23 protein-coding genes and 3 tRNA genes are annotated in these 25,369 nt (G+C 48.0%); 14 read left to right on the top strand and 12 right to left on the bottom strand.

The features are described from left to right. The first annotated feature begins 1 nt into the window (after position 1). From HGT70_RS12225 to rmf, 5 genes are all read left to right on the top strand, one after another. Positions 2-1,924 (top strand): ABC transporter ATP-binding protein, encoded by a 1,923-nt coding sequence (locus tag HGT70_RS12225; RefSeq protein ID WP_214196025.1) that lies wholly within the window; start codon positions 2-4, stop codon positions 1,922-1,924. Between the two features lie 13 nt (positions 1,925-1,937). After that, a complete protein-coding gene (gene pqiA / locus HGT70_RS12220; RefSeq protein WP_214196023.1) occupies positions 1,938-3,212 on the top strand; it encodes a membrane integrity-associated transporter subunit PqiA in 1,275 nt (424 codons plus the stop codon). Then, a complete protein-coding gene (pqiB, locus tag HGT70_RS12215; protein WP_425328687.1) occupies positions 3,187-4,842 on the top strand; it encodes an intermembrane transport protein PqiB in 1,656 nt (551 codons plus the stop codon). The genes pqiA and pqiB overlap by 26 nt, the downstream gene beginning before the upstream one ends. Next, the gene (pqiC, locus tag HGT70_RS12210; protein WP_214196019.1) at positions 4,842-5,411 is read left to right on the top strand and encodes a membrane integrity-associated transporter subunit PqiC; all 570 of its coding nucleotides are present in this window, start codon (positions 4,842-4,844) and stop codon (positions 5,409-5,411) included. The genes pqiB and pqiC overlap by 1 nt, the downstream gene beginning before the upstream one ends. A gap of 155 nt (positions 5,412-5,566) precedes the next feature. Then, complete coding sequence (gene rmf, locus HGT70_RS12205; RefSeq protein WP_157725251.1) at positions 5,567-5,734, top strand: ribosome modulation factor; 168 nt, start codon at positions 5,567-5,569, stop codon at positions 5,732-5,734. 58 nt (positions 5,735-5,792) lie between these two features. Here the strand turns inward: rmf and fabA are convergent, their stop codons facing one another. Together fabA and HGT70_RS12195 are read right to left on the bottom strand one after the other, a co-directional pair. Next, entirely contained in the window at positions 5,793-6,311 is a 519-nt protein-coding gene (fabA, locus tag HGT70_RS12200) for a bifunctional 3-hydroxydecanoyl-ACP dehydratase/trans-2-decenoyl-ACP isomerase (RefSeq protein WP_071434890.1), read from the bottom strand. Between the two features lie 68 nt (positions 6,312-6,379). Further along, positions 6,380-8,110: an AAA family ATPase gene (locus HGT70_RS12195; RefSeq protein ID WP_214196016.1), complete on the bottom strand. Its 1,731-nt coding sequence runs from the start codon at positions 8,108-8,110 to the stop codon at positions 6,380-6,382. Positions 8,111-8,268: 158 nt separating this feature from the next. Here HGT70_RS12195 and matP point away from each other — a divergent pair, with 158 nt between their 5' ends. Further along, positions 8,269-8,727 (top strand): macrodomain Ter protein MatP, encoded by a 459-nt coding sequence (gene matP / locus HGT70_RS12190; RefSeq protein ID WP_214196014.1) that lies wholly within the window; start codon positions 8,269-8,271, stop codon positions 8,725-8,727. A gap of 39 nt (positions 8,728-8,766) precedes the next feature. Here the strand turns inward: matP and ompA are convergent, their stop codons facing one another. Both ompA and HGT70_RS12180 read right to left on the bottom strand, forming a co-directional pair. Further along, entirely contained in the window at positions 8,767-9,819 is a 1,053-nt protein-coding gene (gene ompA, locus HGT70_RS12185; protein ID WP_214196012.1) for a porin OmpA, read from the bottom strand. A 345-nt stretch (positions 9,820-10,164) separates the two neighbouring features. Next, positions 10,165-10,656 carry a SulA-like leucine-rich domain-containing protein gene (locus tag HGT70_RS12180; RefSeq protein ID WP_071434899.1) on the bottom strand — a complete coding sequence of 164 codons (492 nt, stop codon included), beginning with the start codon at positions 10,654-10,656 and terminating at the stop codon, positions 10,165-10,167. A 207-nt stretch (positions 10,657-10,863) separates the two neighbouring features. On the opposite strand from HGT70_RS12180, the gene HGT70_RS12175 reads away from it, so the two are divergent. Then, positions 10,864-11,514 (top strand): TfoX/Sxy family DNA transformation protein, encoded by a 651-nt coding sequence (locus tag HGT70_RS12175; RefSeq protein WP_071434901.1) that lies wholly within the window; start codon positions 10,864-10,866, stop codon positions 11,512-11,514. Here the strand turns inward: HGT70_RS12175 and yccS are convergent. Together yccS and HGT70_RS12165 are read right to left on the bottom strand one after the other, a co-directional pair. Beyond that, a complete protein-coding gene (yccS, locus tag HGT70_RS12170; protein ID WP_071434903.1) occupies positions 11,489-13,621 on the bottom strand; it encodes a YccS family putative transporter in 2,133 nt (710 codons plus the stop codon). The genes HGT70_RS12175 and yccS overlap by 26 nt on opposite strands. Positions 13,622-13,623: 2 nt before the next feature. Then, on the bottom strand, positions 13,624-14,073 hold the full coding sequence (locus HGT70_RS12165) for a YccF domain-containing protein (protein WP_071434905.1): 450 nt from the start codon (positions 14,071-14,073) through the stop codon (positions 13,624-13,626). Positions 14,074-14,182: 109 nt separating this feature from the next. Between HGT70_RS12165 and helD the strand changes: the two genes are divergently transcribed. Next, entirely contained in the window at positions 14,183-16,237 is a 2,055-nt protein-coding gene (helD, locus tag HGT70_RS12160) for a DNA helicase IV (RefSeq protein ID WP_214196010.1), read from the top strand. Between the two features lie 13 nt (positions 16,238-16,250). Here the strand turns inward: helD and hspQ are convergent, their stop codons facing one another. The 4 genes from hspQ to yccA form a co-directional block, all read right to left on the bottom strand. Further along, on the bottom strand, positions 16,251-16,568 hold the full coding sequence (gene hspQ, locus HGT70_RS12155) for a heat shock protein HspQ (protein ID WP_071434909.1): 318 nt from the start codon (positions 16,566-16,568) through the stop codon (positions 16,251-16,253). Positions 16,569-16,625: 57 nt separating this feature from the next. Beyond that, complete coding sequence (gene rlmI / locus HGT70_RS12150; protein ID WP_071434911.1) at positions 16,626-17,816, bottom strand: 23S rRNA (cytosine(1962)-C(5))-methyltransferase RlmI; 1,191 nt, start codon at positions 17,814-17,816, stop codon at positions 16,626-16,628. 68 nt (positions 17,817-17,884) lie between these two features. After that, a complete protein-coding gene (tusE, locus tag HGT70_RS12145; RefSeq protein ID WP_071435286.1) occupies positions 17,885-18,211 on the bottom strand; it encodes a sulfurtransferase TusE in 327 nt (108 codons plus the stop codon). Between the two features lie 101 nt (positions 18,212-18,312). Further along, positions 18,313-18,972 (bottom strand): FtsH protease modulator YccA, encoded by a 660-nt coding sequence (gene yccA, locus HGT70_RS12140; RefSeq protein WP_214196008.1) that lies wholly within the window; start codon positions 18,970-18,972, stop codon positions 18,313-18,315. 214 nt (positions 18,973-19,186) lie between these two features. Between yccA and HGT70_RS12135 the strand changes: the two genes are divergently transcribed. After that, positions 19,187-19,274, top strand: a tRNA-Ser gene (locus HGT70_RS12135). A 171-nt stretch (positions 19,275-19,445) separates the two neighbouring features. Beyond that, positions 19,446-20,336, top strand: a complete 891-nt coding sequence (locus tag HGT70_RS12130) for an EamA family transporter (protein ID WP_071434915.1) — start codon at positions 19,446-19,448, stop codon at positions 20,334-20,336. Positions 20,337-20,367: 31 nt separating this feature from the next. Here the strand turns inward: HGT70_RS12130 and cycA are convergent, their stop codons facing one another. Next, the gene (gene cycA / locus HGT70_RS12125) at positions 20,368-21,762 is read right to left on the bottom strand and encodes a D-serine/D-alanine/glycine transporter (protein WP_071434917.1); all 1,395 of its coding nucleotides are present in this window, start codon (positions 21,760-21,762) and stop codon (positions 20,368-20,370) included. A gap of 177 nt (positions 21,763-21,939) precedes the next feature. Continuing rightward, positions 21,940-22,161: a DUF2594 family protein gene (locus tag HGT70_RS12120; RefSeq protein WP_071434918.1), complete on the bottom strand. Its 222-nt coding sequence runs from the start codon at positions 22,159-22,161 to the stop codon at positions 21,940-21,942. Positions 22,162-22,334: 173 nt separating this feature from the next. Between HGT70_RS12120 and uvrC the strand changes: the two genes are divergently transcribed. The 4 genes from uvrC to HGT70_RS12100 all read left to right on the top strand — a co-directional run bounded on the left by uvrC (position 22,335) and on the right by HGT70_RS12100 (position 25,162). Continuing rightward, positions 22,335-24,167: an excinuclease ABC subunit UvrC gene (gene uvrC / locus HGT70_RS12115; protein WP_071434920.1), complete on the top strand. Its 1,833-nt coding sequence runs from the start codon at positions 22,335-22,337 to the stop codon at positions 24,165-24,167. Between the two features lie 66 nt (positions 24,168-24,233). Continuing rightward, positions 24,234-24,782, top strand: a complete 549-nt coding sequence (pgsA, locus tag HGT70_RS12110; RefSeq protein ID WP_071434923.1) for a CDP-diacylglycerol--glycerol-3-phosphate 3-phosphatidyltransferase — start codon at positions 24,234-24,236, stop codon at positions 24,780-24,782. Positions 24,783-24,995: 213 nt separating this feature from the next. Continuing rightward, positions 24,996-25,069, top strand: a tRNA-Cys gene (locus HGT70_RS12105). A gap of 6 nt (positions 25,070-25,075) precedes the next feature. Next, positions 25,076-25,162: transfer RNA gene (locus tag HGT70_RS12100), tRNA-Leu, on the top strand. Positions 25,163-25,369 lie beyond the last annotated feature (207 nt).

Here is a 25,369-nt window from a genome sequence, read left to right as displayed (position 1 = left end):
TATGTCATTAATTAGTATTCATGGTGCTTGGCTATCGTACAGCGATGCACCTTTACTCGATAACGCCGAATTGCATATCGAAGAAAACGAACGCGTCTGTCTCGTTGGCCGTAACGGTGCGGGAAAGTCTACCCTGATGAAAATCATCAATCAGGAAGTACCGTTGGATGATGGTCGCATCGTCTACGAGCAAGATTTAGTTATTGCCCGTTTACAACAGGATCCACCGCGGAACATAGCGGGCTCGGTCTATGATTTTGTGGCAGAAGGGGTGGCGGAGCAAGCTCAGCACCTTAAAGCTTATCACGCTATCTCGCATATCGTGATGCAAGACCCGAGCGAGAAAAACCTTAATGAGATGGCTCGCTTGCAAGGGGTGTTGGATCATCAGAATCTTTGGCAACTTGAAAGCCGGATCAACGATGTGCTTTTGAACATCGGCTTAGATGCCGATACAGAACTCTCTTCGCTCTCTGGCGGATGGTTGCGTAAGGCTGCGTTAGGTCGGGCCTTAGTCTCCAATCCAAAAGTCTTGATGCTCGATGAGCCAACGAACCACTTAGATATTGAAACTATCCACTGGTTGGAAAACTTCCTTAAGACGTTCAATGGCAGCATCATCTTTATCTCGCATGACCGTTCATTTATCCGCAATATGGCAACGCGTATCGTGGATCTCGATCGTGGCAAATTGGTCTCCTGGCCTGGCGATTATGACCAATATCTGCTGGGTAAGGAAGAAGCATTACGGGTTGAAGATCTGCAGAATGCCGAGTTTGACCGTAAATTAGCGCAGGAAGAAGTCTGGATCCGTCAAGGGATTAAAGCGCGTAGGACGCGCAATGAAGGTCGTGTAAGGGCGTTGAAAGCACTACGTCGTGAGCGTACTGAACGCCGAGAGGTGATGGGTAAAGCTAACATGCAAGTGGGTGAAGCGAGCCGTTCAGGAAAAATCGTCTTTGAGCTAGAAGATGTCGTGTATCACGTAGGCGGAAAAACGCTGGTGGATCAATTCTCTGTTCAAGTTCAACGGGGTGATAAGATCGCCCTGATTGGCTCGAATGGCTGCGGAAAAACCACGCTATTACGCTTAATGCTGGGTCAGCTTCAGGCCGAGCAAGGCCGAGTGCATATCGGGACGAAGCTAGAAGTCGCCTATTTCGACCAGCACCGAGCGGAGCTAGACCCCGATCGTACGGTCATGGATAACTTGGCAGAGGGCAAACAAGAGGTCCTCGTGAACGGTAAGCCGCGTCACGTTCTAGGTTATCTGCAGGACTTCTTATTCCACCCTAAACGTGCGATGACCCCGGTAAGGGCGTTATCAGGCGGGGAAAGAAACCGTTTATTGCTGGCTAAATTATTCCTAAAGCCAAGTAACCTATTGATCCTCGATGAACCGACCAACGACTTGGACGTGGAAACCCTCGAACTACTCGAAGAGTTAATCGATGGCTATCAAGGGTCAGTCTTATTGGTCAGCCACGATCGTCAATTTGTCGATAATACCGTGACTGAGTGCTGGATCTTCGAAGGCGAGGGTGAGATTGGTCGTTACGTTGGGGGCTATCACGACGCACAGCATCAACGTAGTACCTCACGAGGGGCGCAACGTAAACCTCAGGCGACTAAGGCGGCAGTCCCCTCGACAGCCACTGATTCGAATAAATCAGCGGTGGAAAAAAAGGCTCCGGCGAAACTCAGCTATAATCTAACCCGTGAGCTGGAACAGTTGCCGCAAAAGATGGAAGGCCTTGAGGCCGAGATCGCACAGCTGCAAAGTACAATGGCAGATGCCGCGTTCTTCACTCGCCCTCACGGCGAAACGCAACCGATTATCGATAAGCTTGCTGCGGTAGAAGCAGAGTTTAATATTGCCTTCGAACGTTGGGAGCATTTGGAAAACCTTAAAAATGGTGAATAATAAGTGATGCTGTATGAGTGAGCACTCTCATCACGGTCATTCTCACAGGTGGGTGCTTTGCCCACACTGTGATATGACGATTAAATTGCCCGGCCTTACGCCGGGCACAAGGGCTATCTGTCCGCGCTGCGAGACCACGATCAGCACGGCATGGCATGAGCCTCTTCGTCGTCCAATGGCGTATGCCTTCTCGGCACTAGTGATGCTAGCCTTGGCGAATGTCTTCCCTTTTATTAGTATCAGCGTGATGGGGATGACTAACCAAATCAGTCTCCTGCAAATCCCGCAAGCGATGGTCGATGATCGCTACCGCTTTTTAGCGACGATCTTTTTGTTGTTCGTGCAGATCATCCCTGCGACCTGCCTTGTCGCAATCCTTCTTCTTACCCTCAATAAAAGACTGAGCCCGATACTCAGTATTCCTTTAGCTAAGGGATTGTTTTATCTAAAAAATTGGGGGATGGCAGAGATTTTTCTTGCCGGGGTATTAGTCAGTTTCGTTAAGCTGATGGCCTATGGCAAAATCGGCCTTGAGATGGGGTTTTGGCCTTGGTGTTTATTTTGCTTATGCCAACTTAGAGCATTTCAATGCTTAGAGCGCCACGTCATCTGGCGACGCATCAGCTCTGTGCCACCCTTACCCATCACACCGACCGCAGGGATCAGTGGATTGGCGCAGAATCTACGCAGTTGCCCCTGCTGCACGGCGATAGTGTTAGCAGATAATCCCGTTTGTCCTCGCTGCCATCAGCGTGGCTATGCGCGTAAGCCACAAAGCCTGCAGTGGACACTCTCCCTATTAGTGACCTCCGTTATATTATATATCCCCGCGAATATCATGCCGATCATGGTGACCGATGCGCTAGGGAGTGCATCAGGCTCGAATATTATGGCGGGGGTTATTTTTCTCTGGAATGAAGGCTCTTGGCCAATCGCAATGATTATCTTTATTGCCAGCATCCTCGTCCCCAGTATGAAAATCTTAGCGATCGGTTGGTTAAGCTGGAACGCCGGCGGTTACGGCGCTCGCGACAATCATCGTATGCAGGTTGTTTATGAAATAGTTGAGTTTGTCGGACGTTGGTCCATGGTTGACGTCTTTGTCATCGCCGTCTTATCCGCGTTGGTAAGGATGGGCAGTCTAATGAATGTCTACCCGGCAGAAGGCGCATTACTCTTCTGTCTCGTCGTTATTTTAACGATGTTCTCAGCACAAGCCTTCGACCCGCGCCTGTTGTGGGATCGCGAAAGTATTAAAAAGCATGAGGAAGAATCCATTGAGCAATAATCAATCTGGTGAAGCAAGGATCACGCAAATTAAACGCTGGTCGCCCGTGTGGATCGTACCTATCATCACCATCCTTATTGGATCGTGGATCGTTTATTATCATTTCTCCCATCAAGGCCCAGAAGTGGTACTGACCACGGCCAATGCCGATGGCATTGTCCCCGGTAAAACCGCGATTAAGAGCCGTAGTGTGGATATTGGGATGGTAGAGAGTGCTAAGTTAAGCGACGATCTGCAGCACGTTGAGATCCGTGCCCGTTTAAATACGGGGATGGAAAAAATGCTCCATCAAGATAGCGTATTCTGGACGGTTAAACCGCAAATTGGTCGTGAAGGCGTAACTGGGCTAGGAACATTGCTATCTGGATCTTACATTGAACTGCAAGCAGGCAGAAAGGGCGAGGAAGCGGCACAATATAAGCTGCTCGATTCACCGCCACTCGCTTCGCCGGATGCAAAAGGTATTCATATTAGTTTGAATAGCGACCAGGCAGGCCAGCTAAATGCCGGGGATCCGGTATTATTTAGAGGCTATCGTGTCGGTTCGGTAGAACTGAGCCGCTTCGACCCCGTGCAGCGCCAAATGGAGTACCAGTTATTTATCCAAGCCCCTTACGATCGACTCGTCACCAGTAATGTACGCTTCTGGAAAGATAGTGGTATCGCGGTGGATATGTCTGCTGCCGGTATGCGCGTAGAGATGGGCTCGTTGGCGACCCTGTTTAGTGGTGGAGTGAGTTTCGATGTGCCAGAAGGCTGGGACCTCGGTACAACAGCTGAAAACAAAGCGCATTACCACCTCTTCAACTATCAACGTAGTATCACAGACTCGCTCTATACCCAACACGACGATTACCTATTGTTCTTCAACGAGTCAATTCGCGGATTACAAGCCGGAGCACCTGTTGAGTTTCGCGGTATCCGTCTGGGTACGGTCGCACAAGTTCCCTTTATTATCCCTAACATGCTGAAGAAATTGAACGGCGATTATCGTATCCCTGTGCTGATTAAAATCGAACCCGAACGCTTCTCTAAAAAATTGGGTGCTGACTTTAATCTCCAGCAACGCTTAGCGGATGGACTACAGCATGGATTAAGGGCGAGCTTGAAAACGGCGAACCTGATCACCGGTGCATTGTATGTTGACCTCGATTTCGTGAACAATCAGGGAGCTTATAAAGGCCCGACTAAAATCGGCCAGTACGATATCATTCCTACCGTAGACGGTGGATTGACACAGATGCAGCAAAAAGTGATGTCGATTCTCGACAAGTTTGAGAAGCTCCCGCTCAATCCGCTACTAACGGAAGCGACGGGGTCGCTGAAAGAGAGTCAGAAGACGATGCAACAGCTGCAGATTACTCTTGATCATGTGAATCAAATCACTAATAGCCCGGCGATGAAAACCCTACCGCAGGATATGCAGCAGACCTTGCGTGAGCTAAACCAAAGTATGAAGGGACTACAACCGGGGTCACCGGCCTATAACAAGCTAGTCGGCAACCTTCAGCGTTTAGATCAAGTACTTGCAGAGCTGCAACCGGTGTTGCGTACGATAAATACTAAGAGTAATGCCTTGGTTTTCGAGGCTTCACCTGCCAAAGATCCACAACCTAAAAGGGCTAAATAGTGAAAAAAATTCTTATAGCTTTGCTCACCGTTTATCTCACCGCGTGTAGCAGCAGTGACACGGCAAAGTATTATCAACTGACTACGCCCCCAGGGGGGGCATTGACCCACACTTCAAGCGCTGGCCTAGTCCAACAACCGAAACGCTTGTGGATCCAATCCATAAACTTACCGGATGCTTTGGCTGGGACGGGCATCGCCTTTCAGACTTCCGACGTACAGTATCGTATCGCCGAGCAAAACTTGTGGGCAAGTCCACTCGACCAGCAACTGCAGCAATCGTTGGTTACTAATCTAAGTAACCTACTGCCAAACTGGCTGGTCACTAACACGTTAACCGATGGGCAACCTGATTCTTTAACCGTGACGATAACTGCCTTCCAAGGCCGTTGGGATGGACATGCATTAGTGAAAGGCTATTGGCTGTACCAGCACCAAGAGGAGACGACGCGTCAGCCGTTCGAGATAGTGGTCCCGCTGAAAGATGATGGGTATCAGGCTCTGGTTCAGGCGCTGTCCTCAGCGTGGTATCAAGAGGCACAACAGATCGCTTCGCGGCTGAATGATTAGTGATTGCTATAACGTAATTAAGTGACTTAGCTCAAAACTTGCAAAGCTGTTCGAAAATTAGCCATTGATCTCGCGTAACGAGAAGCGTAAAAAGGTGGAGGTGATAAAGTTATCACCTCATCTTTTAACCAGCCATCTTATGAGGGTAAACGGATATGAAGAGACAAAAACGCGATCGCTTAGAAAGAGCTTATTCACTGGGATACAAAACCGGAAAAACTGGGCGATCGAAAGAACTCTGTCCCTATCAAACGTTAGACTCGCGGTCACATTGGTTAGGAGGGTGGCGCAAGGCGATTGAAGAACGTTCAGCCTTTGCATAAATCCTAGATATAAAAAAAGCAGATAATGAATCTGCTTTTTTTATTAGCGTTGCACAGCTTAGAACGATTCAGTGTCTTTAAATAGACCAACTTTAAGATCGCTAGCGGTATAGATTAGCTTACCATCAACAAATACTTCACCATCTGCCACGCCCATCACCAGTTTACGGTTGATAACACGTTTGAAGTGGATTTTGTAGGTGACTTTCTTGGCGGTCGGGAGAACTTGTCCGGTGAATTTTACTTCACCCACGCCGAGTGCACGGCCTTTACCTTCTGCGCCTAACCAGCCTAAGTAAAATCCAACAAGTTGCCACATGGCATCTAAGCCTAGGCATCCAGGCATAACAGGATCGTTGACGAAGTGACACTTGAAGAACCATAGTTCAGGATTGATATCAAGTTCAGCTTCGACGAAGCCTTTATCAAAGTGACCACCGTTTTCAGACATGAGAACAACTCTGTCCATCATTAACATATTGTCTGCAGGAAGCGGGGGCCCATTCTCACCAAATAATTTACCCTGCCCTGAAGCGATTAGGTCATCTTTGCTGTAGGATTCGCGTTTATCTACCATAATTACATTTAGCCCTTTTCAATTGAAGACGGAAGAATAGCGTACACTTGTACGCTGAGCAAGAGGTGTTAATCACGCTTTAGCCACCGCAAAGGAGAAAAAAATCCTGCTGCAGGTTTAGTAGGCTGTTGGGCTTCATCGATACGCTGCTGAATAATACTGAGCAACGACACTTCCTCGTTCTCAGACGTCCAAGGACAAGACATAAGAAGCTGTAAAGCTTGATCAACTGTGCTGACTGGCCAAAGGTGAAACTGCTGGTGTTTAACCGCCTCGATAACCTCATCTGACAACGATAAGTGGCTACAATTCCGCGTCGGTAAAATTACACCTTGTTTTCCCGTCAGTCCCTGTTGTTGGCAAAGGTGGTAAAAGCCTTCAATTTTCTCATTAAGTCCGCCCACCGGTTGTACATTCCCGAATTGATCGACCGAACCCGTCACCGCAAACGCCTGTTGTATCGGTTTGAATGACAGCGCGCTGATGAGTACCGCTAATTCGGCGAGTGATGCGCTATCGCCATCCACTTCAGCATAGGACTGCTCAAACACCATCGATGCGCTAAACGGAAGCTGTTGCTCAAGTTCCAGCTCGGCCATCAGCCAGGCTTCAATGATCATCATACCTTTGGCGTGAATATTTCCCGATAATTCAGCTTTACGCTCAACGTCATTAATTTCGCCATCACCATAATGAACCAAGCAACTAATTCGTGCAGGTTCGCCCCATGGGCGTGGGTGCCCGGGAAGATCCAATACAGAGAGACCATTAATCTGTCCCACTCGTGAGCCTTTAGTTTCCAGTAAACTATGAGGTGCTGCGAGATCACGCTGTAGGGCTTCGGGTAGATAGCTCTCACGCCAAGTCTGTTTCGTAAGCGCTTGTGACAGGCTCTGTGCCGTTAAACGATGCCCTTGAGCATAGGCGGCACCAAGTTGTTTATGCAGCCAAAGAGAACTTATTGGAAGGCGCTGTAGCTCGTTGGTGTAACGAGTGGCTTCTCGCATTAACCGTAATAAAAAACCGGCGTCAGGGCGTGGAAGCTCAAGCATATCGGCCTGCACCGCTACCCACGAAGCCCAATCGATAATGTTCTGGTCTGAGATGATTTCAGCAGTCTGTTCGACTTCGGTGTAGACAGCATTGGCGTGTAATTCTGGTTCTATTTCGCTGAATTCCGCTAAACTTTCGCGGCTACCGACCAAAATAAGGTCAACCGCTAGCGGGATATCGGGAAGACGGATAGGCAGAGGCTTACGCGGATCGGGGGATAGCCACGAAAAACGTTGCTCGCTAATAAATTTTTTGAGACGTAACCATAGAAGCGGTTGTGCTAGCAAGCAGTGGGTGGAGAGAATGAGTGTCCCCCCATTTGCCTGGTGCAAGAGACCCAATTCGGGAGTCCAAGACCCTTGCTGCTCCGAGAGATAACCGAATAATTGATCTGACTCAATCCAATCAGCATAATAAACCGCAGATTCTAAATGATCGGCAACCACTTTCTGTAATTGGAATTGGTGAACAGCGGGCGAGTGATAAACCCATCGATCAACGAGTCGTTGTGGCAGTTGTTGTTCGACTATCTGAGCAAGTGCTTTAACATTGCTAGGGTGCTCTTCAATCTTAATCAATAATAATGAACAGAGAGGGTTCTTATTTAGCTGATCAATAGCGTCGAGCAACCGGGATTGTAAGGATTCTAACCCCGTGGTACTTGTTGATAATGCCCGAGAGAAGAGAGGGAGCAACCGCTTCTCGTCGGGTACAAGTTCTTGCCATGAAAGTGTTGAGCTAGTCAAAGTAATCTTGTTATGCCTTGAACGTAAAAGAGCAATTATATCGTAGTTCGACTCGAGACACCATGTAGGTGGATGTGGGGACGGCGGACGACAAATTTGGCTGCAGAAAAACCTAAAGCTGGTATTCTAGTGCCGAGTGATTAATTTTAAGGAACCTGATGAAATATTTACAGTTAGAGAATCTCGAGTCAGGCTGGAAATGGAAATATTTAATCAAGAAACACCGTGAAGGTGAATTGATCACGCGCCACATAGAACAATCAGCCGCCGATGAGGCGGTAAGACTGCTCTTGAGTTACGAGCATCAGCCTGAATCTATCTCTGCGTGGATCTCGCAACATATGAATCCTCAGCTCGCTAATCGAATGAGCCAAACGATCCGCGCAAGACGTAAGCGCCATTTCAATGCGGAACAGCAACACACACGAAAAAAATCTATCGATCTTGAATACCTCGTGTGGCAACGACTGGCTGGATTAGCACATCGAAGGGAAGTTACGCTTTCGGAGACGATTGTTCAGTTAATCGAGGATGCCGAGCGTAAAGAGAAATATGCTTCTCAAATGAGTTCGCTCAAAGAAGGGCTTACGTCAATCTTGGAACTAAAAAAAGAATAAAAAAAACCCCGCAGAAGCGGGGTTTTTTATTGTTGTCTCTTAGCCTTGTGGCTGAGAAACGACGTCTTTAACGCCTTTAACTTCGATTTCAACGCGACGATCTGGACCTAAGCAGTCGATCAGAGCAGCACGTTTCTTAACGTTGTCACAGGTGTTGCCAGTAACTGGGTTAGATTCGCCCATACCGCGTGCAGAGATCTTGTTAGAAGGGATACCTTTAGATACTAAGTAATCCACAACTGATTGAGCACGTTTCTCAGACAGGTTTTGGTTGTAGCTATCAGAACCGATACGGTCTGTGAAGCCCAGAACAACAACAGAACCATCTTTAGGATCTAAGTTGCTTAACTGTGAGTACAGTTGATCCAGTGCTGATTGGCCTGAAGTTTTCAGAGTTGCTTTGTTGAAGTTGAACAGTACGTCTGATTTCAGAGTAAAGTGCTTAGTTTCAACAACTGGCGCTGGCGCTGGAGCTGGAGCTGGCGCTGGAGCAACGTCATCTTGACCGAAACGGTAAGATAAGCCAAGGCTCAGCATGCCGTTGTCTGGACGAGCACCAGTGGTGTTACGGTCACCGATGTTGTTAACCCATTGGTATTCTAAACGGGTTGCCCAGTTTTGAGTCAGAGCATATTCGAAACCAGCAGCTGCTAAAGGAGATACGCCAGTGTCGATGTTGTGGTGACCTTGGTAATCTTTAGCATCTACACGCCATAACATGCCGCCTAAACGAGTATAAACGTCTAAGTCGTCAGTGATTGGGTAGCTAAGTTTAGCTGCCAGTTGAACGCCTTGACCGATGAATGCGCCGTGGTTTTGACCAGTATATTTCATACGGCCTAACCAGTCATAACCCATTTCGAAACCTAAGTATGGGTTTGCTTGATAGCCAACGAATGCACCAGCACCCAGTTGGTTGTCACGCGCTTCGTTAGTAACTTGGTAGTGGTTACCAGAGAAACCGGTGTCGTGGTATTGAGACCAACCTAATTTACCACCAACGTACCAAGTGTCGTCTTTTGGTGCAGCTTGAGCAACGGTAGTTGCTAAACCTGCTAGTGCCACTGCAATTGCGATAGCTGTTTTTTTCATTTTGCGCCTCGTTATCATCCAAAATTGGCAATGAGCATAAAATTTGCTCTGCGTTGCAATTCTTCGCTGGGTCTTTTTCGCTCGTTTTATACTCAGCTAAAACTGGAGGTTTTTGAGCACCCTAGCGAGCTAAAGTCTACAACGTGTTTAAAAACTTACAAGTAAGATATAACGATGTACAGTAAAAAACAGCATTTTATACACATTCCGTTACATTTAAAACTGAACTTCGGTAACGATAAAAAATGTAATCGTGCTTGCAGGCGTTGTCCCGCCTGAGAGTGTTAGTTAATTGAGCAGATTTAAATTTTGATAAAAAAAATCTTCAGATAAATCTCAATAAACTTAAAGAAATGCAAAAGTGGGAATTTTATAGCGTTCGACTTGTCTGGCAAGGCGCTTTTTTGTCGAATTATTGCGCAGAACGAAGACGACAGTTTCCGACTCCTTGGCCGAGTAATCTAACGAATATTCTTGCTCAGGTGTTAACTCATCATCTAGCCATACAGTGATCACGCTATAATTACCCGATTTAATCGCTTGGGTCATTGAGTCGATTTTCTGTTCATGGGTAAGCATGGGGAGCTGAACAGACTTAATCAGTGAAATACCTGAGTGCTCTAACCAAGCGCGATCAAGTCGGTTTTCGGGAGTTAGCCATAACATCCATTTTGCTTGCTGCCCCAGTTGTTTAATTGCCGGTAAAAGCAATAGGTTTAGGAGAGATGGCGAAGCATCATCATAACAAATTTGGTTCATCCCGCCCTGCGAGTCATTCATCGTTGAGAGAGAAATTGCCAAATTTGTTGTGTCATTTACAGAATGGGGTGTGATCATGGTTAGCTCCTATGCACTGTATGGATATACAGTAAATCTACTTCACCCAAAGATCAATCATTTCTTGCCTCCTTTGAGAGATTTGGAATACATACCGAGCATTTTATATTTATTAATTGAACAACTACTTTTAATTATTTAAGGTAAATGCCCCTATAAGGATATTTATATCAATGAGTTAGTGAATTCACGGTCAGGAGGATCGCTATGAATCGTTCTCAACAATGTATCGCAGACTTCACAAATAAAGTCTGTTCATTGGGTTGTATTCAATCTAAAACCCAATTTGGAGGGTATTCTCTTTCAATCGATAGCGTCGTATTTGCGCTAGTGAAACAGGGGGAAGTTTATTTGCGAGGAAGTGAAGTCATGTCGCAATACCTTAGCCAACATACGCTTAATCCCTTCATTTTCTCTAAAAGAGGTAGTGCAATCGCATTAAATTATTTTAGCGTGAGTGAGCAACTATGGCAGGACGAGATAAGCCTACTCAAACTCTCGCGGGCTGCACTACAAGATGCAAAAAACTGCAGAGTATACAAACAGGCGCACCGTAGGTTGAAGGACCTCCCCAACTTGGGGATCCGCTTTGAAACGTTGTTAAGAGAAGTCGGTATCCATACGGAAGAGCAGTTACGTAACGCCGGTGTCCAACAATGCTGGACCTTAATGTATCAACGTAATAAGCATCTGGGGCTTCCAACGCTCTTTTATCTACAAGGGGCAATCATGGGTATTCACCATGCTGTTCTACCGCAAAGCGTTAGGCACGAACTCATACGGTGGCATAGCGCTTTTACCGCTAGTCGTTCGATACCTACCTTAACGCACCCTACAGTATTAACTGTAGCGGTTTAGCTTTATTTATCTCGCTCAGAGTATGAATGATCAATGAGACCTGCTGAATAATCAGTGCTTTTTGTGGCTCGTCATCAATCTCTAAGGAATCAGCGCGTAATCTAAGCGCTGCGAGGGCAGCCGACATCTCCTCATTATTAAGATGCTGATGGCCCTCTGCGTAGGCGGCAAGATCATGCAATAAGTCAACTAACTGCTGGTTACCAATACGCTGGCGGTGAGCCCCTAGCGCCGCAATGTAGCTTAATAAGCTATGATTGGTACACAGTATTGAAAAAGAGCGTTCTTTCGCGGCTAGGCTTGGCCAAGCTTTTTCTTCAGAAAGGGTAATCACCGACGCGAGCTCAGCATCGGCGTTATGTGCATTACGCCGGGCGATACGGTACGCGACGCCATTATCTTTACCGTTTTGATACTGATAAGTAACCGCTTTTAAGTAATCCAGATTAGCAGCGTAAGCTTTTGCAATGACGGCTGAAAATTGTCGATAATGCCAATCGGGGAAAATATAACTCACTGCTAGCCAAGCCAGTCCACAACCGATTAATGTATCGGTAATACGTGGTAACGCGACGTTAAACCCTTCCCCAAGCAAGTTAAAACAAAATAGAACCATTAATGTAATAAAGAGCGTGGCCTGCGCGTATTGCACCTGCCTAAATAAAAAGAATAAGACGCCGAATAGTACAATGGCGACTAATTGACCAGGTAATGAAGGCACGAGCCAGAGTAAAGGTAAGCCAATCGCTATTCCGACAAGCGTTCCGATAACTCTCAATGCTAAGCGGCGTTTAGTCGCGGAGTAGTTAGGTTGGCAAACAAACAGCGAGGTGAGAAGTATCCAGTAGCCGCGTTCTAAGCCGATGGTCTGAATAAATAAATACCCGAGGCAGAGCACAATACTGACTCTAAAGGCGTGCCGAAATAACGGAGACTTAGGGGTAAGATGGCTTTTGAAACGTGATTTTATATCCTGCCATCCCTGTAACCCCTCGAAAGAAAGTTCAGTGTCGATCGTGTGCCAATCGGTAGCCGCAAGCTGCTCCGAGGCGACAGATGCAAGTTGGCTATCGATGGCCCGTAAATTCTTCAACAACCAACGTAACCGTTCGCAACTCTCTTTTTCAGCAAAAGAAGATATTCTTTCAAGAGCAGCCTCAACTTTCAGGAAGGCGCGTTCGAAATTACGACTATGGTGGTAATCTTGTTTGGTCTGTAGGCTCTCTGCAATATTGCGACAGGCTAGTGCTTGTTGATGCAGTAAACGTTCAAAGCGGAACATCAACTCATTGAAGTGCCAGTCATCCTGTAAGCGGGGATGATCGATATGTGATGAGTTCGCTCGTTCGTGGATTTCCTGCGCGACGAAGTAGTAAAGCAGAGCACGTCGGCTAGCGCTACTTGCCCGGTCTCCGCGTAGGCGACTCTGGATGGCAGTTTTAACGGTATTGAGTTGCTGAACCAACTGACTATTTGCCAGCGACACCTTGTACAAGGGGCGGGCTTGTTGCGCGTCGCCATCGGGGTCGAACAGTGTCGCTTTAGTGTCTAGATATTTAGCAAGTGCGTTATAAGTGCTAATCAACTGTGCCTCTACCGGGCGAGCAGGAAAAAGAAGATGGTTAAATAGCGTAAAAAGATAGTACACCCCCGCGCCAGCAAGCAGGAATAAAGGCTGTATATACCATTTAGGGAACAGTCCAATCCCCAACATGGTATAAATAGCAATCAAGATAGCGCCAAAAGCGATCGTTGCGTAGCGCTGCCCTAAGGCGCCAAGCATGATAAATGCCCAGCTTGATAGACCTAACCCACAAATAAATAATGCCGGATAGGGGAAAAGTAACTCAACGCTCGTCGTGGCGATAGCGAAACTCACCAGCGTAATAACAATATTCTTTACACGACCCGTGAGACGGTCGTCGATATCGGTGAGGGCTGCTGCGACAATCCCAAGGATAAGGGGGATCGTCCAGATCACCGTATGGTGCTGCCAAGCAAAAATTGCCACGCAACTCATCGCGAGAAAGATCCTAACCGGCTCTTGCCATAGCCGATTCAGAACGTAATGTTGCCAGTGTCGATGAAGTGCGCGGCGAGGGATCACGATCAGTTACCGTATTGTAGTCGCGCTGCGCTGTCACGCGCGGCTTGAGCTTGCTCTACGCTGACCACGCGACGCCCGACTGGCCACAACGCGATCACGGCAATTTTGAAATGTGCAAGACCAGTAGGGATACCGATTATCGTCACACACTGTGCAATCCCGACAGAGATATGTGAGAGACAGAGCCACCAACCGAAGAGCACCAGCCACACGACATTGAGTAAGGTACCGCCAGAATTCATGAGGCGATTTTTACTTTCGGGTCTCAGTAGATCGACATGTACGGCCTCATTACCGAAGGGGACGAACGATAGTTTTGTAATTTCCCAACATGAACGCGTCAGTGGAAGGGTAAAAATAAAGACCACGGTTAATAGCGTTACGATTAACCAAGAGAGGCTGGTAAAAAAACCGCCGAGGAAAAAATTTAAAATATTGAGCACACTTCGCATGCAATGATCATCCCTATTGAAGTTTATATCGAGGTAGATTTATCTGGAGGCTCGGCCTATTGGCAGTTAAAATCGAAAACAGAGATAGTGTAAATCAATGGTCAGGTGCATGGAACTAAAAGCAACGTCAATCGGAAAGAAGCTCGCACAGCATCCTTATCATCGGGTTCGTATGCTTAGCGCAGGGATCGAGGTTTCAGGCGATCATCATGAATACATTATACCTTTTAACCAATTGATCGGTATCCGTTGCAAGCGCGGAGTCGTGTGGGGCGAATTGGAGTTTGAACTCGCGGACCAAAAGGTGGTTCGTCTCCATGGAACAGAGTGGCTAGAAACACAACGCTTCTGGCAACATCTCATGCAAGCGTGGCAGTCGTGGACGGAACAGATGGTCACCATTTGTGATCAGCTGCTGCAGGAAACCGAGACATTCATTCTGCAACGTGTACAAAAAGATGGTTGGCTGACACAAGTGTCGTTAGGTGACTTACAGTCTCACATTCACGATGCCCTTACCGCGCTGCCTCTCCCAACGATTCGATTAAAAGAGTTTCCCAATAGTTATAGCCGCTGGCAGTTTTGCCAATCGTGGTTAACGGCGCCGGAAACTCAGCGTCAACAACGCAATCAGCAATGGATGGCGCAATTAGAAAAAAACTATGCTGAGTTTTTCGCCACCGTAGAACGCTCCCCGTTAAATTCCTCCCAGCGGCAAGCCGTGATGAACGACGAAAAATCTGTTTTAGTCCTAGCGGGGGCCGGCAGCGGTAAAACATCGGTGCTGGTAGCGAAAACCGCATGGTTAATACTGCGTAAACAGGCTCTCGCTGAGCAGATCCTGGTATTGGCCTTTGGTCGAAAAGCCGCAGAGGAACTTAATCAGCGCATTACCGAGCGTACGGCAGCAGCACAGGTCACTGCCAAAACCTTTCATAGTCTGGCGTTAGCGATCATTCAGCAAGTTACTAATAAAACCCCGACAATAACGGAGCTAGAAAGTAATACGGCAGAGCGCCATAAATTGTTACTCGATCAGTGGATTGAACAATGTAGTCAGAAAAAAGCCGCAGCAAATCAATGGCGGCACTGCCTTGAAGAGGATCTAGGCTGGTCGGTTACTGAGCCTCTTTACTGGCAACAGCCCGATATTCAGAAGAAAATACCGGTATTATTAGATAAATGGCTGGGCCTAATCAGAATGCACGGTGGAACTCAAGCGCAAATGATTGAGCAGGTCAACGAAGAGGATCGCCCGTTATTTACGAAGCGGATCAAATTGATGACGCCGATTCTAAAGGCGTGGAAGGCGGCGTTAAAAGAAGAGGGAGCCGTCGACTTTACGAGTCTTATCGAGCAGGCCTGTGGGCTGATTGAGAAAGGCCGCTTTATCAGCCCTTGGAAATACCTTCTCGTCGATGAATTTCAAGATATCTCACCCCAACGCGCGAGGCTGATTTCGCTATTACGTCAGCAGAATAAGCATAGCCATCTCTACGCCGTCGGCGATGATTGGCAGGCGATATATCGCTTCGCAGGCGCGCAACTCGATTTAACCACCAAATTCGCCCACTACTTTGGCGAGGCTGCACTCTGTCAACTAGATACGACCTATCGCTTCGATCAGCGTCAAAGCGATATCGCTTCGCAATTTATCCAGCAGAACCCTGCGCAGCTTCGTAAGTACATCACCAGCCTGCGCCAAGGCAATAAGAAGACCATCACCTTATTGCATGAAACGCAGCTCGAAGCGCTGTTCGATAAGCTTAGTGGCTTCGTTACAAAGCAGGAAACCGTCCTAGTGTTAGCGCGCTACCACTACCTCAAACCTAAGGTTCTCGATAAGGCAGCTACGCGCTGGCCGACCCTAAGTGTCGAATTTATGACGATTCATGCGAGCAAGGGGCGTGAAGCAGACTATGTCGTAATCTGTGGCATGAATGACGGTAAAGATGGCTTTCCTGCTGCGGATCAAGAAACTGTGATTGAGCGGGGAGTGTTAGCCGTGCAAGAAGACTATCCCCATGCAGAAGAACGGCGACTCGCCTATGTCGCATTAACCCGGGCCAAACAGCGGTCATGGCTGCTGTTTAATCAGGAAAACCCTTCGCCTTTCGTCGGAGAACTTAAACAGCTTGGGGTGCCCGTGGCGAAGAAAGCCTAAGCCCCATGGGGGCTTAGTGGCGTAGAAGGGGGGAGGTGATTTTCGAACGTACGCGCTCTGCGATATCGTCTAACTCGGGGTTATCGAGGTGCTCATTAGACAGTTCCCCGGTTAATTGCGATTCTGCGACGTAGGTTTGCACCGTGTCGCCCCCTTCATCTTCCATCACCACATAGTACCAAGGCAGCACTAACAATCCTTCGTGAATGATGAGGCTTTGTGGGGTGGGCGTTTGGAGTGCATACGCCGGGTCCATATCGACAATCACCCCCAACGCTCCCGTCAGTTGATGACGCACGTGCTGACCAATTCCGAATTTGCAGCTGATCATAATAGTCTCCAACAGTGTAGTGATGAGAGATCTGGGGGCAATTATCTTTTTTTCAAGTCAGTCGACTTGGCAAACGAAGCCTTTTAAATATAACCCTTCTGGATAAGCGCTGCTCACCGGGTGATCAGCCGCCTGGCGAAATTGCTCGATAAACTGTGCGGTACGTCCGGCATCAACGGCGGCATCGGCGATGATTTTTTGGAACAGATCCGTCGTCATCAGTCCAGAGCACGAGAACGTCAGCAAAAAGCCACCTGGACGCAACAATTGCATCGCCAACATATTGATATCTTTATAACCGCGGCAGGCGCCCATCAGTTGGTTTTTATTTTCAACAAACTTCGGGGGGTCCATCACAATGACATCGAAACGCTTACCTTCGTCGCGATAACGGCGCAGGAGTTTAAATACGTCGTCACGCAGGAACTCGGCTTTCGATAGGTCGAGCTGGTTCAAGGTGATATTTTGACGAGCAATGTCTAAGGCTTCTTGCGACGTATCCACGCTGGTTACGCTCTTACAGCCGCCGAGTAGGGCTGAGACAGCAAAGCCACCGGTATAGGAGAAACAGTTTAAGACTTCGGCGTCTGCTGAATAGCGACGCAGGCCGAAACGGCTATCGCGTTGATCGAGATAATAGCCGGTCTTATGCCCATGTTGGATATCAACTAATAGCTTCATCCCATGCTCGGTGATCGGCAGTAATGCTGGAGGCGTATCACCCGCGATCACGCCTTGTACTGGCTCCAGACCCTCTTTCTTCCTTACCGCAACATCTGAGCGCTCATAAAGATGGCAATCGGGAAAGACCTGTTGCAGTGCAGTGGTCAGGGCAGGGCGTTGATATTCCGCTCCGGCAGAGAGGAGCTGTAATACCAAGAATTGGCCAAATCTGTCGATGGTGATGCCCGGTAGGCCGTCTGACTCGCCAGCGATCAGCCGATAACTATCGAGATTATCTTTTTCGGCAAGCCAAGTACGCAGTTTCAGTGCTTGCGAGAGTTTACGCACAAAGAAGTCGATATCGATGCTTTCGTTGGGATCGAAACTCCACACGCGCGCACGGATTTGCGAGGAGGGAGAAAAGGCCGCTTTGGCAAGCCAACGACCCGTTGAGTCGCACACATCGACGGTATCGCCAGAAGAGGCTTTACCTTCCATTTTGGCGATTGCGCCGGAGAAGATCCAAGGATGTTTACGAAGGAGCGATTTTTCGCGTCCTTTCGCCAGAATAATTCGTGCAGTCATAATAATCTTAACGTTAGGGGTGGTAAAAGGGTATCGCCGAGAGCAAACGTTTTTTCGTCTCTATCGGCTTATAAACATTTAGCGGGCTTAGGTAGCCCTGCGATTTTCGTTGCCTGTTTGGCAGGTCCTTCTGGGAAAAGGCGGAATAAATAGCGGCTATTGCCTTTTTCTTCACCAAATTTTTTCGCCATCGCTTTAACTAGCATGCGAATGGCCGGTGAAGTATTAAACTCTGTGTAGAAATCTCTGACGAAATAGATAACTTGCCAATGTTCCGGGGTGAGAGTGATCGCTTCGCGCTGAGCGATGGATTCCGCAAGGGGTTCACCCCAGTCAGCACTATTTTTCAAGTAACCTTCGTTATCGGTCTCTATTTCTTTATTATCGAACATCATCGTTATCATCCCATCCATCAACCCCGCGATGTTACCAAGTTTCATACCTAAAAAAACAGCCTTTATTACTAAAGGCTGTCGGTCGACTAGGTTTATAGAACTTAATCGTTACGAGAGGTTATTCCCAATAGGCTGAGAAGGCTCACAAAAATATTGTAGAGCGAAACATATAAGCTTACGGTGGCGCGAATATAATTGGTTTCACCACCCTGGACTATATTGCTCGTTTCCCAAAGAATGGCCGCGGACGAAAAGAGAATAAACAGTACACTAATCGTCATCTGAAGCGCGGGAAGGTGTAAGAAAAGATTCGCAATAACCGCGACTAACAGGACGACAAACCCCGTAACCAACATCCCCTGCAAGAAAGACATATCGCGGCGCGTCGTCAGGACATACGCTGAACAGCAGAAAAATACCACTGCGGTGCCTGCTAAAGCAAAGGCGATGGTCTCACCCATGCCTAGGCTCAGATAACGACTAAGAATTGGCCCGAGGCAGTAACCGAGGAACCCGGTGAAGGCAAACGCGGCAAGGATACCCACCGGACGGTCGGCTAAGCGATGCGTTAAATACATCAAACCGTAAAAGCCTGCCAAAGTCAGGATAAATCCAGGGGCAGGGAGGTTAAGCAGCGTGCTCGCGGTAGCCGTTAACGCAGAGAACGTTAGCGTTAGTGCTAATAATAGATAGGTGTTGCGTAAAACGTGATGAGAAGTAATGACCTGGCTAAGCCGAGATGAAGTAATTGTTTTTTCCATGATACATCCCTTTATTATTGTGGTTGCTACAAATTAATCAACTCTACGCGGGGATTGAAGGCGTTTTACCCATCTTTACCTCAGTCTGACCTTGGTTATACCTGCTTTTTGACTGTTTTATCGGCATAAAGCGTTATTTTGCTTGTTTTTCAAGCGAACGATACATTTCGCTATTTACAATAATTAGGGGAGTGTTTATAGTGCGCCTCATTGCGGAGGGGTGGCCGAGCGGCTGAAGGCAGCGGTCTTGAAAACCGCCGATGGGCAACCATCCGAGAGTTCGAATCTCTCCTCCTCCGCCACTATTTAAGAAACCAGCCTACGGCTGGTTTTTTGCTTTCTCGCTTCATGTTATCTTCCCTCCTTCTCGATGATTTAGCTTATAACGGCTACAAGGCTGTTTGAGGTCAACAAGCGGTCTATCGCTAACGTCCTACACTCTATCGTTCTTATCCAAACTCAAAGGAAAGCCAGTGAAATCGCCCGTTGCAATCAAGGTGTCTCGGCAAGAAGCCACGCTCATTCTTATTACAATGCTCTGGGGAGCAACCTTCCTTATCGTGCATCACGCAATGCGAAGCGCCAGTCCTTTCTTTTTCGTGGGTATCCGTTTCGCGGTCGCAGCGCTGCTACTCGCGGCTGTATTTTGGCGAAGTCTAGGTGGGATGACGGCGAAAGATCTGCAAGCGGGTGGACTGATCGGTTTTTGTATCGCGATTGGCTATAGCTTTCAGACGTGGGGCATGCAGACAATCTCCAGCAGCCAATCGGCCTTTATGACCGCAATGTATGTGCCGTTAGTACCGCTATTGCAATGGATTTTCTTAAAACGTCCCCCGCGACTGATGTCGTGGTGTGGCATCGTGCTAGCCTTTATTGGTTTACTGCTTTTATCTGGGAACAGCGGCGGTACGACGGCAGGTCTGGGGATCGGCGAGTGCGTTACGCTCCTAAGTACATTGGCAATAGCGGGAGAGATTATCCTGATTAGCGGCTATGCCGGGCAGGTTGATACGAAGCGGGTCACTATCATTCAGCTCGCCGCGGCCTCGCTGTTTTCATTCTTATTTATGGTTCCTGCGGGGGAGTCTGCCACTCACCTGTCATCCTCGGTTCTATTAAGTGCTGCGGGGTTAGGGTTAATGAGTGCCATTATTCAGCTGACTATGAACTGGGCTCAGCAGAGTGTCTCTCCCACCCGTGCTACCGTTATTTATGCGGGTGAGCCTGTCTGGGCTGGAGTGGCCGGGCGTTTAGCGGGGGAGGTCTTACCTAGCCTAGCGCTACTGGGGGGCGTATTAATTGTGGCAGGAGTGTTGGTTAGCGAACTTAAACTTCGGCGTCGAACCGCGCGCGGTAAATAAAAACGGGCCAGCTGGCCCGTTTTGTCATTCACTACGCATTAAGCTTTTTACGCTTGAACCACCAGCCGATGGCTAACAGCACGAACCAGATTGGCGTCACGCTGAGTGCCTGACGCGTGTCGGGTTGTAGTGTCAACAACACGATAATAAAAGCAAAGAAAGCCAGTACGACCCAACACATGGCTTTACCGCCAGGCATCTTGAACGACGATGCCTGATGCTTCTCTGGGAATTTCTTACGATAGACGAGGTAAGAGCAGAGAATAATCGACCAGACGAACATAAATAGAATGGCCGAAACGGTGGTGACTAGGGTAAAGACGGTCATCACATTCGGGATTAAGTAGATCAATGCGACGCCCAGAAATAGGCATAAGCATGAGAAGAGTAATCCATTCACGGGTACAGACCGCTTAGATAATCGGCCAAACCGCTTCGAGGCGACGCCCTGTTCCGATAAGCCAAACAGCATTCGGCTAGTAGAGAAAATACCACTGTTGGCGGAGGACGCTGCAGAGGTGAGTACCACAAAGTTCACAATCCCTGCGGCAGCGGGGAGCCCAATTAGCACAAACATGGCCACGAACGGGCTACGGGTCGGATCGATCTCGTTCCAAGGCGTGACCGCCATAATGACGCATAGGGCCAAGACGTAGAACATAATGATACGCAGTGGAATGGAGTTGATGGCTTTAGGCAACACCTTCTGCGGGTTATGAGTCTCTGCTGCAGCGGTTCCGACCAGTTCAATTCCTACGAAGGCGAAGACGGCAATCTGGAAACCAGCAAAGAACCCTGAAACGCCTTTCGGGAACATGCCGCCGTGCGACCAGATATTGCTCATCGTGGCATAAGTCCCGTTCGGCAGCGCATAGTGCGAGGCGATCAACACCACACCCACCACGATAAGGCTGACGATAGCGACAATCTTAATGATCGCGAACCAGAACTCCATCTCGCCGAATAGCTTTACGGTGGCGATATTCAGCACTAAAAAAGTAGCGACACAGAGAATGGCACTCAACCATACCGAGAAATCTGGGAACCAAAATTGGAAGTAGGCGCTGATTGCCACGATATCTGCGACACCGGTGACCACCCAGCAAAACCAGTAGGTCCAGCCGGTAAAATAGCCAGCCCAAGGGCCTAAAAGATCTGCGGCGAAATCGCTGAAAGATTTGTATTCCAGATTTGCGAGTAGTAATTCGCCCATTGCGCGCATTACAAAAAACAGCATAAAGCCGATCAGCATGTAGACAAAGATAATGGAAGGGCCGGCTAAGCTAATCGTTTTGCCCGAGCCCATAAATAAGCCGGTGCCGATTGCTCCGCCAATTGCGATTAATTGGATATGCCGATTATCCAAACTGCGCTTCAATGAACCTGTACCCGTTTCCGAGTGCTGGGGATCGGTATGATTCGTCATGAAAGATTTCCTGTGATGATGATAGCCAATCGTTATTGTTATTTTTAGATCGTAGAAGGGATTTGTAACATACTCCGCTAAGCTTTGAGAATAGGCGGCGACGTATTGGCATCACAAAGTATTAAATAGAGGAAATATTGTAGAAAATACCTCCTGTTAGAGGAGGTATTTAAGGCATTACGCGAGGTAGGCAGTTTTGATTTGTTGTAGGGTAGCGGAGAATTGAGTTTTATCTTCACCCTCTTCTAAACACGCTAATTGACGCTCCATACGAAGGATAGCTTTACCTGCATCGACTTGCCCCATCGATTTCAACATACAGGCGACTAACATCTTCATACAGGTGACTTCTTTCGACAAACTCTCAACATCTTGAGCGGTAGTGATTGCTTGGCTCATTATGTTCTCTCCAATTGATAAATAAATTGCGCAGAGTGTAGCACAATAACTTTACTGCCATATAGCGCCGAACCTAGCTGAGAAGAGTTATGTGAGCCATAATAGTGATAAGCGTGACAAGATTGAGATAACGATAAGCCACGAAAGAAAATTTCTAGACCTAGGGCGGCGGTGTGACTGAACAATTTGATGCAAAAGAATTTTTAAAACATGTAACTCATCAGCCTGGCGTGTATCGAATGTACGACGCTAAGCAGCAGGTGATTTATGTCGGTAAAGCTAAAGACCTTAAAAAAAGGCTGAGCAGCTACTTTCGTCAACACGTCGGGAGTCGCAAGACTGAAGCGCTCGTCGCTAATATCGCGCATATTGATGTCACGGTCACGCATACCGAAACCGAGGCGTTGTTGCTTGAACATAATTACATCAAGCTCTACCAACCACGCTATAACGTATTATTGCGTGATGATAAGTCCTATCCGTTTATTTTCTTGAGTGGTGATAAGCACCCGCGGCTAGCGATGCACCGTGGAGCCAAACAGGCGAAAGGGGACTATTATGGTCCTTTCCCAAATGGCTATGCGGTGAAAGAAACCCTCATCCTGCTACAGAAAATTTTTCCTATCCGCCAATGTGAGAATAGCGTCTACCGCAACCGAACCCGGCCTTGTTTGCAATATCAAATCGGCCGCTGCCTTGGCCCTTGTGTTGAAGGCTTGGTCAGTGAAGAAGAGTATAAACTGCAGACCGATTACGTGCGTCTATTCTTGTCGGGGAAGGACGATCAAGTCCTGCGCCAATTAGTGTCGAGAATGGAACAAGCCAGTCAGGCGTTGAAATTTGAAGAAGCGGGCAGACTTAGGGATCAAATCCAAGCGGTGCGACGAGTCACCGAGAAACAGTTTGTCTCTAATCAAGGCGATGATCTGGATGCAATAAGTGTGGCGTATGATTCTGGATTAGCTTGTGTTCATGTGCTGTTTATCCGCCAAGGAAAAGTGCTGGGTAGCCGCAGCTATTTCCCGAAAGTGCCCCCCAATACTGAACTCACCGAAGTGGTGCAAACCTTCGTCGGTCAATTTTATCTGCAAGGTAGCGAGTCTCGTTCACTGCCTTCTCACATCCTGCTTGATTTCCCCCTTGAGGAGAAAGAGGTCCTGAGTGACTCCTTGTCTGAACTGGCAGGACGTAAAATTCAGTTACAAACGCAACCCCGTGGCGATCGCGCGCGTTATCTGAAGCTGGCGAGAACTAACGCGACGTCGGCGCTCGTCGCCAAGCGCTCGCAGTACTCGACACTGACTCAGCGTTTCAAAGCCCTTACCGAGTATCTTAATTTACCGACGCTGCAGCGCATGGAATGTTTCGATATTAGCCATACGATGGGTGAGCAAACCATTGCCTCCTGCGTAGTGTTCGATCCACAAGGACCGGTGCGTGCCGAATATCGTCGCTTCAATATTGAGGGCATTACCCCAGGGGACGACTACGCGGCGATGCGCCAGGTATTGCGCCGTCGTTATGGTAAGCCGTTAGAACCTGAAAAAATCCCTGATCTGATTATTATCGATGGGGGCAAGGGGCAACTTGCACAGGCGATCGATGTCTTCGCACAGCTTGATGTTCCCTGGGATAAGACTAAACCCCTGTTACTCGGTGTCGCGAAGGGGAGTGATCGCAAGGCTGGGCTAGAGACGCTGTTTAAGATCCCGGTGGGGGAGGGCATGTCGCTCCCTGCAGACGATCCGGCATTACACCTGATCCAACATATCCGCGATGAGTCACACAATCATGCGATCGCCGGGCACCGTAAAAAACGCGCCAAAGTAAAATCGACCAGTTCTTTAGAAGATATTGAAGGCATTGGCCCTAAACGACGTCAGCAATTATTAAAATATATGGGCGGGCTACAGCCGCTCAAAAATGCTTCTATTGAGGAAATCGCTAGCGTTCCTGGCATTTCCTCCAGTCTTGCCGAAAAAATATTTTATTCACTTAAACACTAGCATTGAAACAGGGTGAACAATGTAGGAACATAGGGCCTCGCTCACACTGCTAGGCCTCTGTTGCATATGCAATTTACAATACCGACGTATTTAACGCTGTTTCGCGTTATTCTGATCCCCTTTTTCGTTCTAGCGTTCTACATGCCTTTTAGTTGGGGGCCAACCGTTACGGCATTGCTGTTCGTCATTGCCGCCGTGACCGATTGGTTCGATGGGTTTCTCGCACGTCGTTTAAAACAAACTACCGCCTTCGGGGCATTTCTCGATCCGGTTGCCGATAAGGTGTTAGTCGCCATCGCGCTAGTATTAGTGACCGAACACTTCCATAGCTGGTGGATAACCTTACCTGCGGCCACGATGATCGCGCGTGAAATTATTATTTCAGCGCTACGCGAATGGATGGCAGAGATCGGTAAACGTAGTAGTGTCGCGGTATCTTGGATTGGCAAGTTTAAAACTAGCGCACAGATGTTTGCACTCTTAGCACTGCTCTGGCGTCCTTCAGAAGCCTTCACGTTGGTAGGGATCGTGGCGTTGTACGTTGCGGCAATCCTAACGTTTTGGTCGATGTTTCAATATCTCAAGGCATCACGTAACGATCTAATGAATTCTTAAGCAATTTTTGTTTACCATTACGTCATAGTGATGGTTTTTCAGTCGGTCGAGGCTGAAATGCCAAAAAAAGTGGTTATGGCTATTGCCAACCCCATGAAGACAGTCCATAATAGCCACCATTCCGAACAGGGATATGAATTAACACTTTGAAAAACAAGAAGTTAATTCAACTTCAGTGAGTCTTCTTCTCCTGAAAAGCAGTACCAGAATTATGGCGCGTTGGCAGAGTGGCTATGCAGCGGATTGCAAATCCGTGTACCTCGGTTCGACTCCGGGACGCGCCTCCAAATTCTGCCCAGGTGGTGAAATCGGTAGACACAAGGGATTTAAAATCCCTCGGCTGTAAGGCTGTGCGGGTTCAAGTCCCGCCCTGGGCACCATCGATATTTATTATAAGCACTGTTTGTAATGTCGAATTACCGCTTAAGCGGATGTTAATATTCAGTTCTACCCAAATTGGGTAACTCAGTAGTCGATCATTATCCCCTTTGATAATGACAAAATAGAATTTGCCCAGGTGGTGAAATCGGTAGACACAAGGGATTTAAAATCCCTCGGCTGTAAGGCTGTGCGGGTTCAAGTCCCGC

The sequence above is a fragment of the Rosenbergiella collisarenosi genome (genome assembly GCF_018494085.1).
In the GTDB taxonomy this organism is placed as follows: domain Bacteria; phylum Pseudomonadota; class Gammaproteobacteria; order Enterobacterales; family Enterobacteriaceae; genus Rosenbergiella; species Rosenbergiella collisarenosi.
This window is presented reverse-complemented; position numbering and strand designations above follow the sequence as displayed.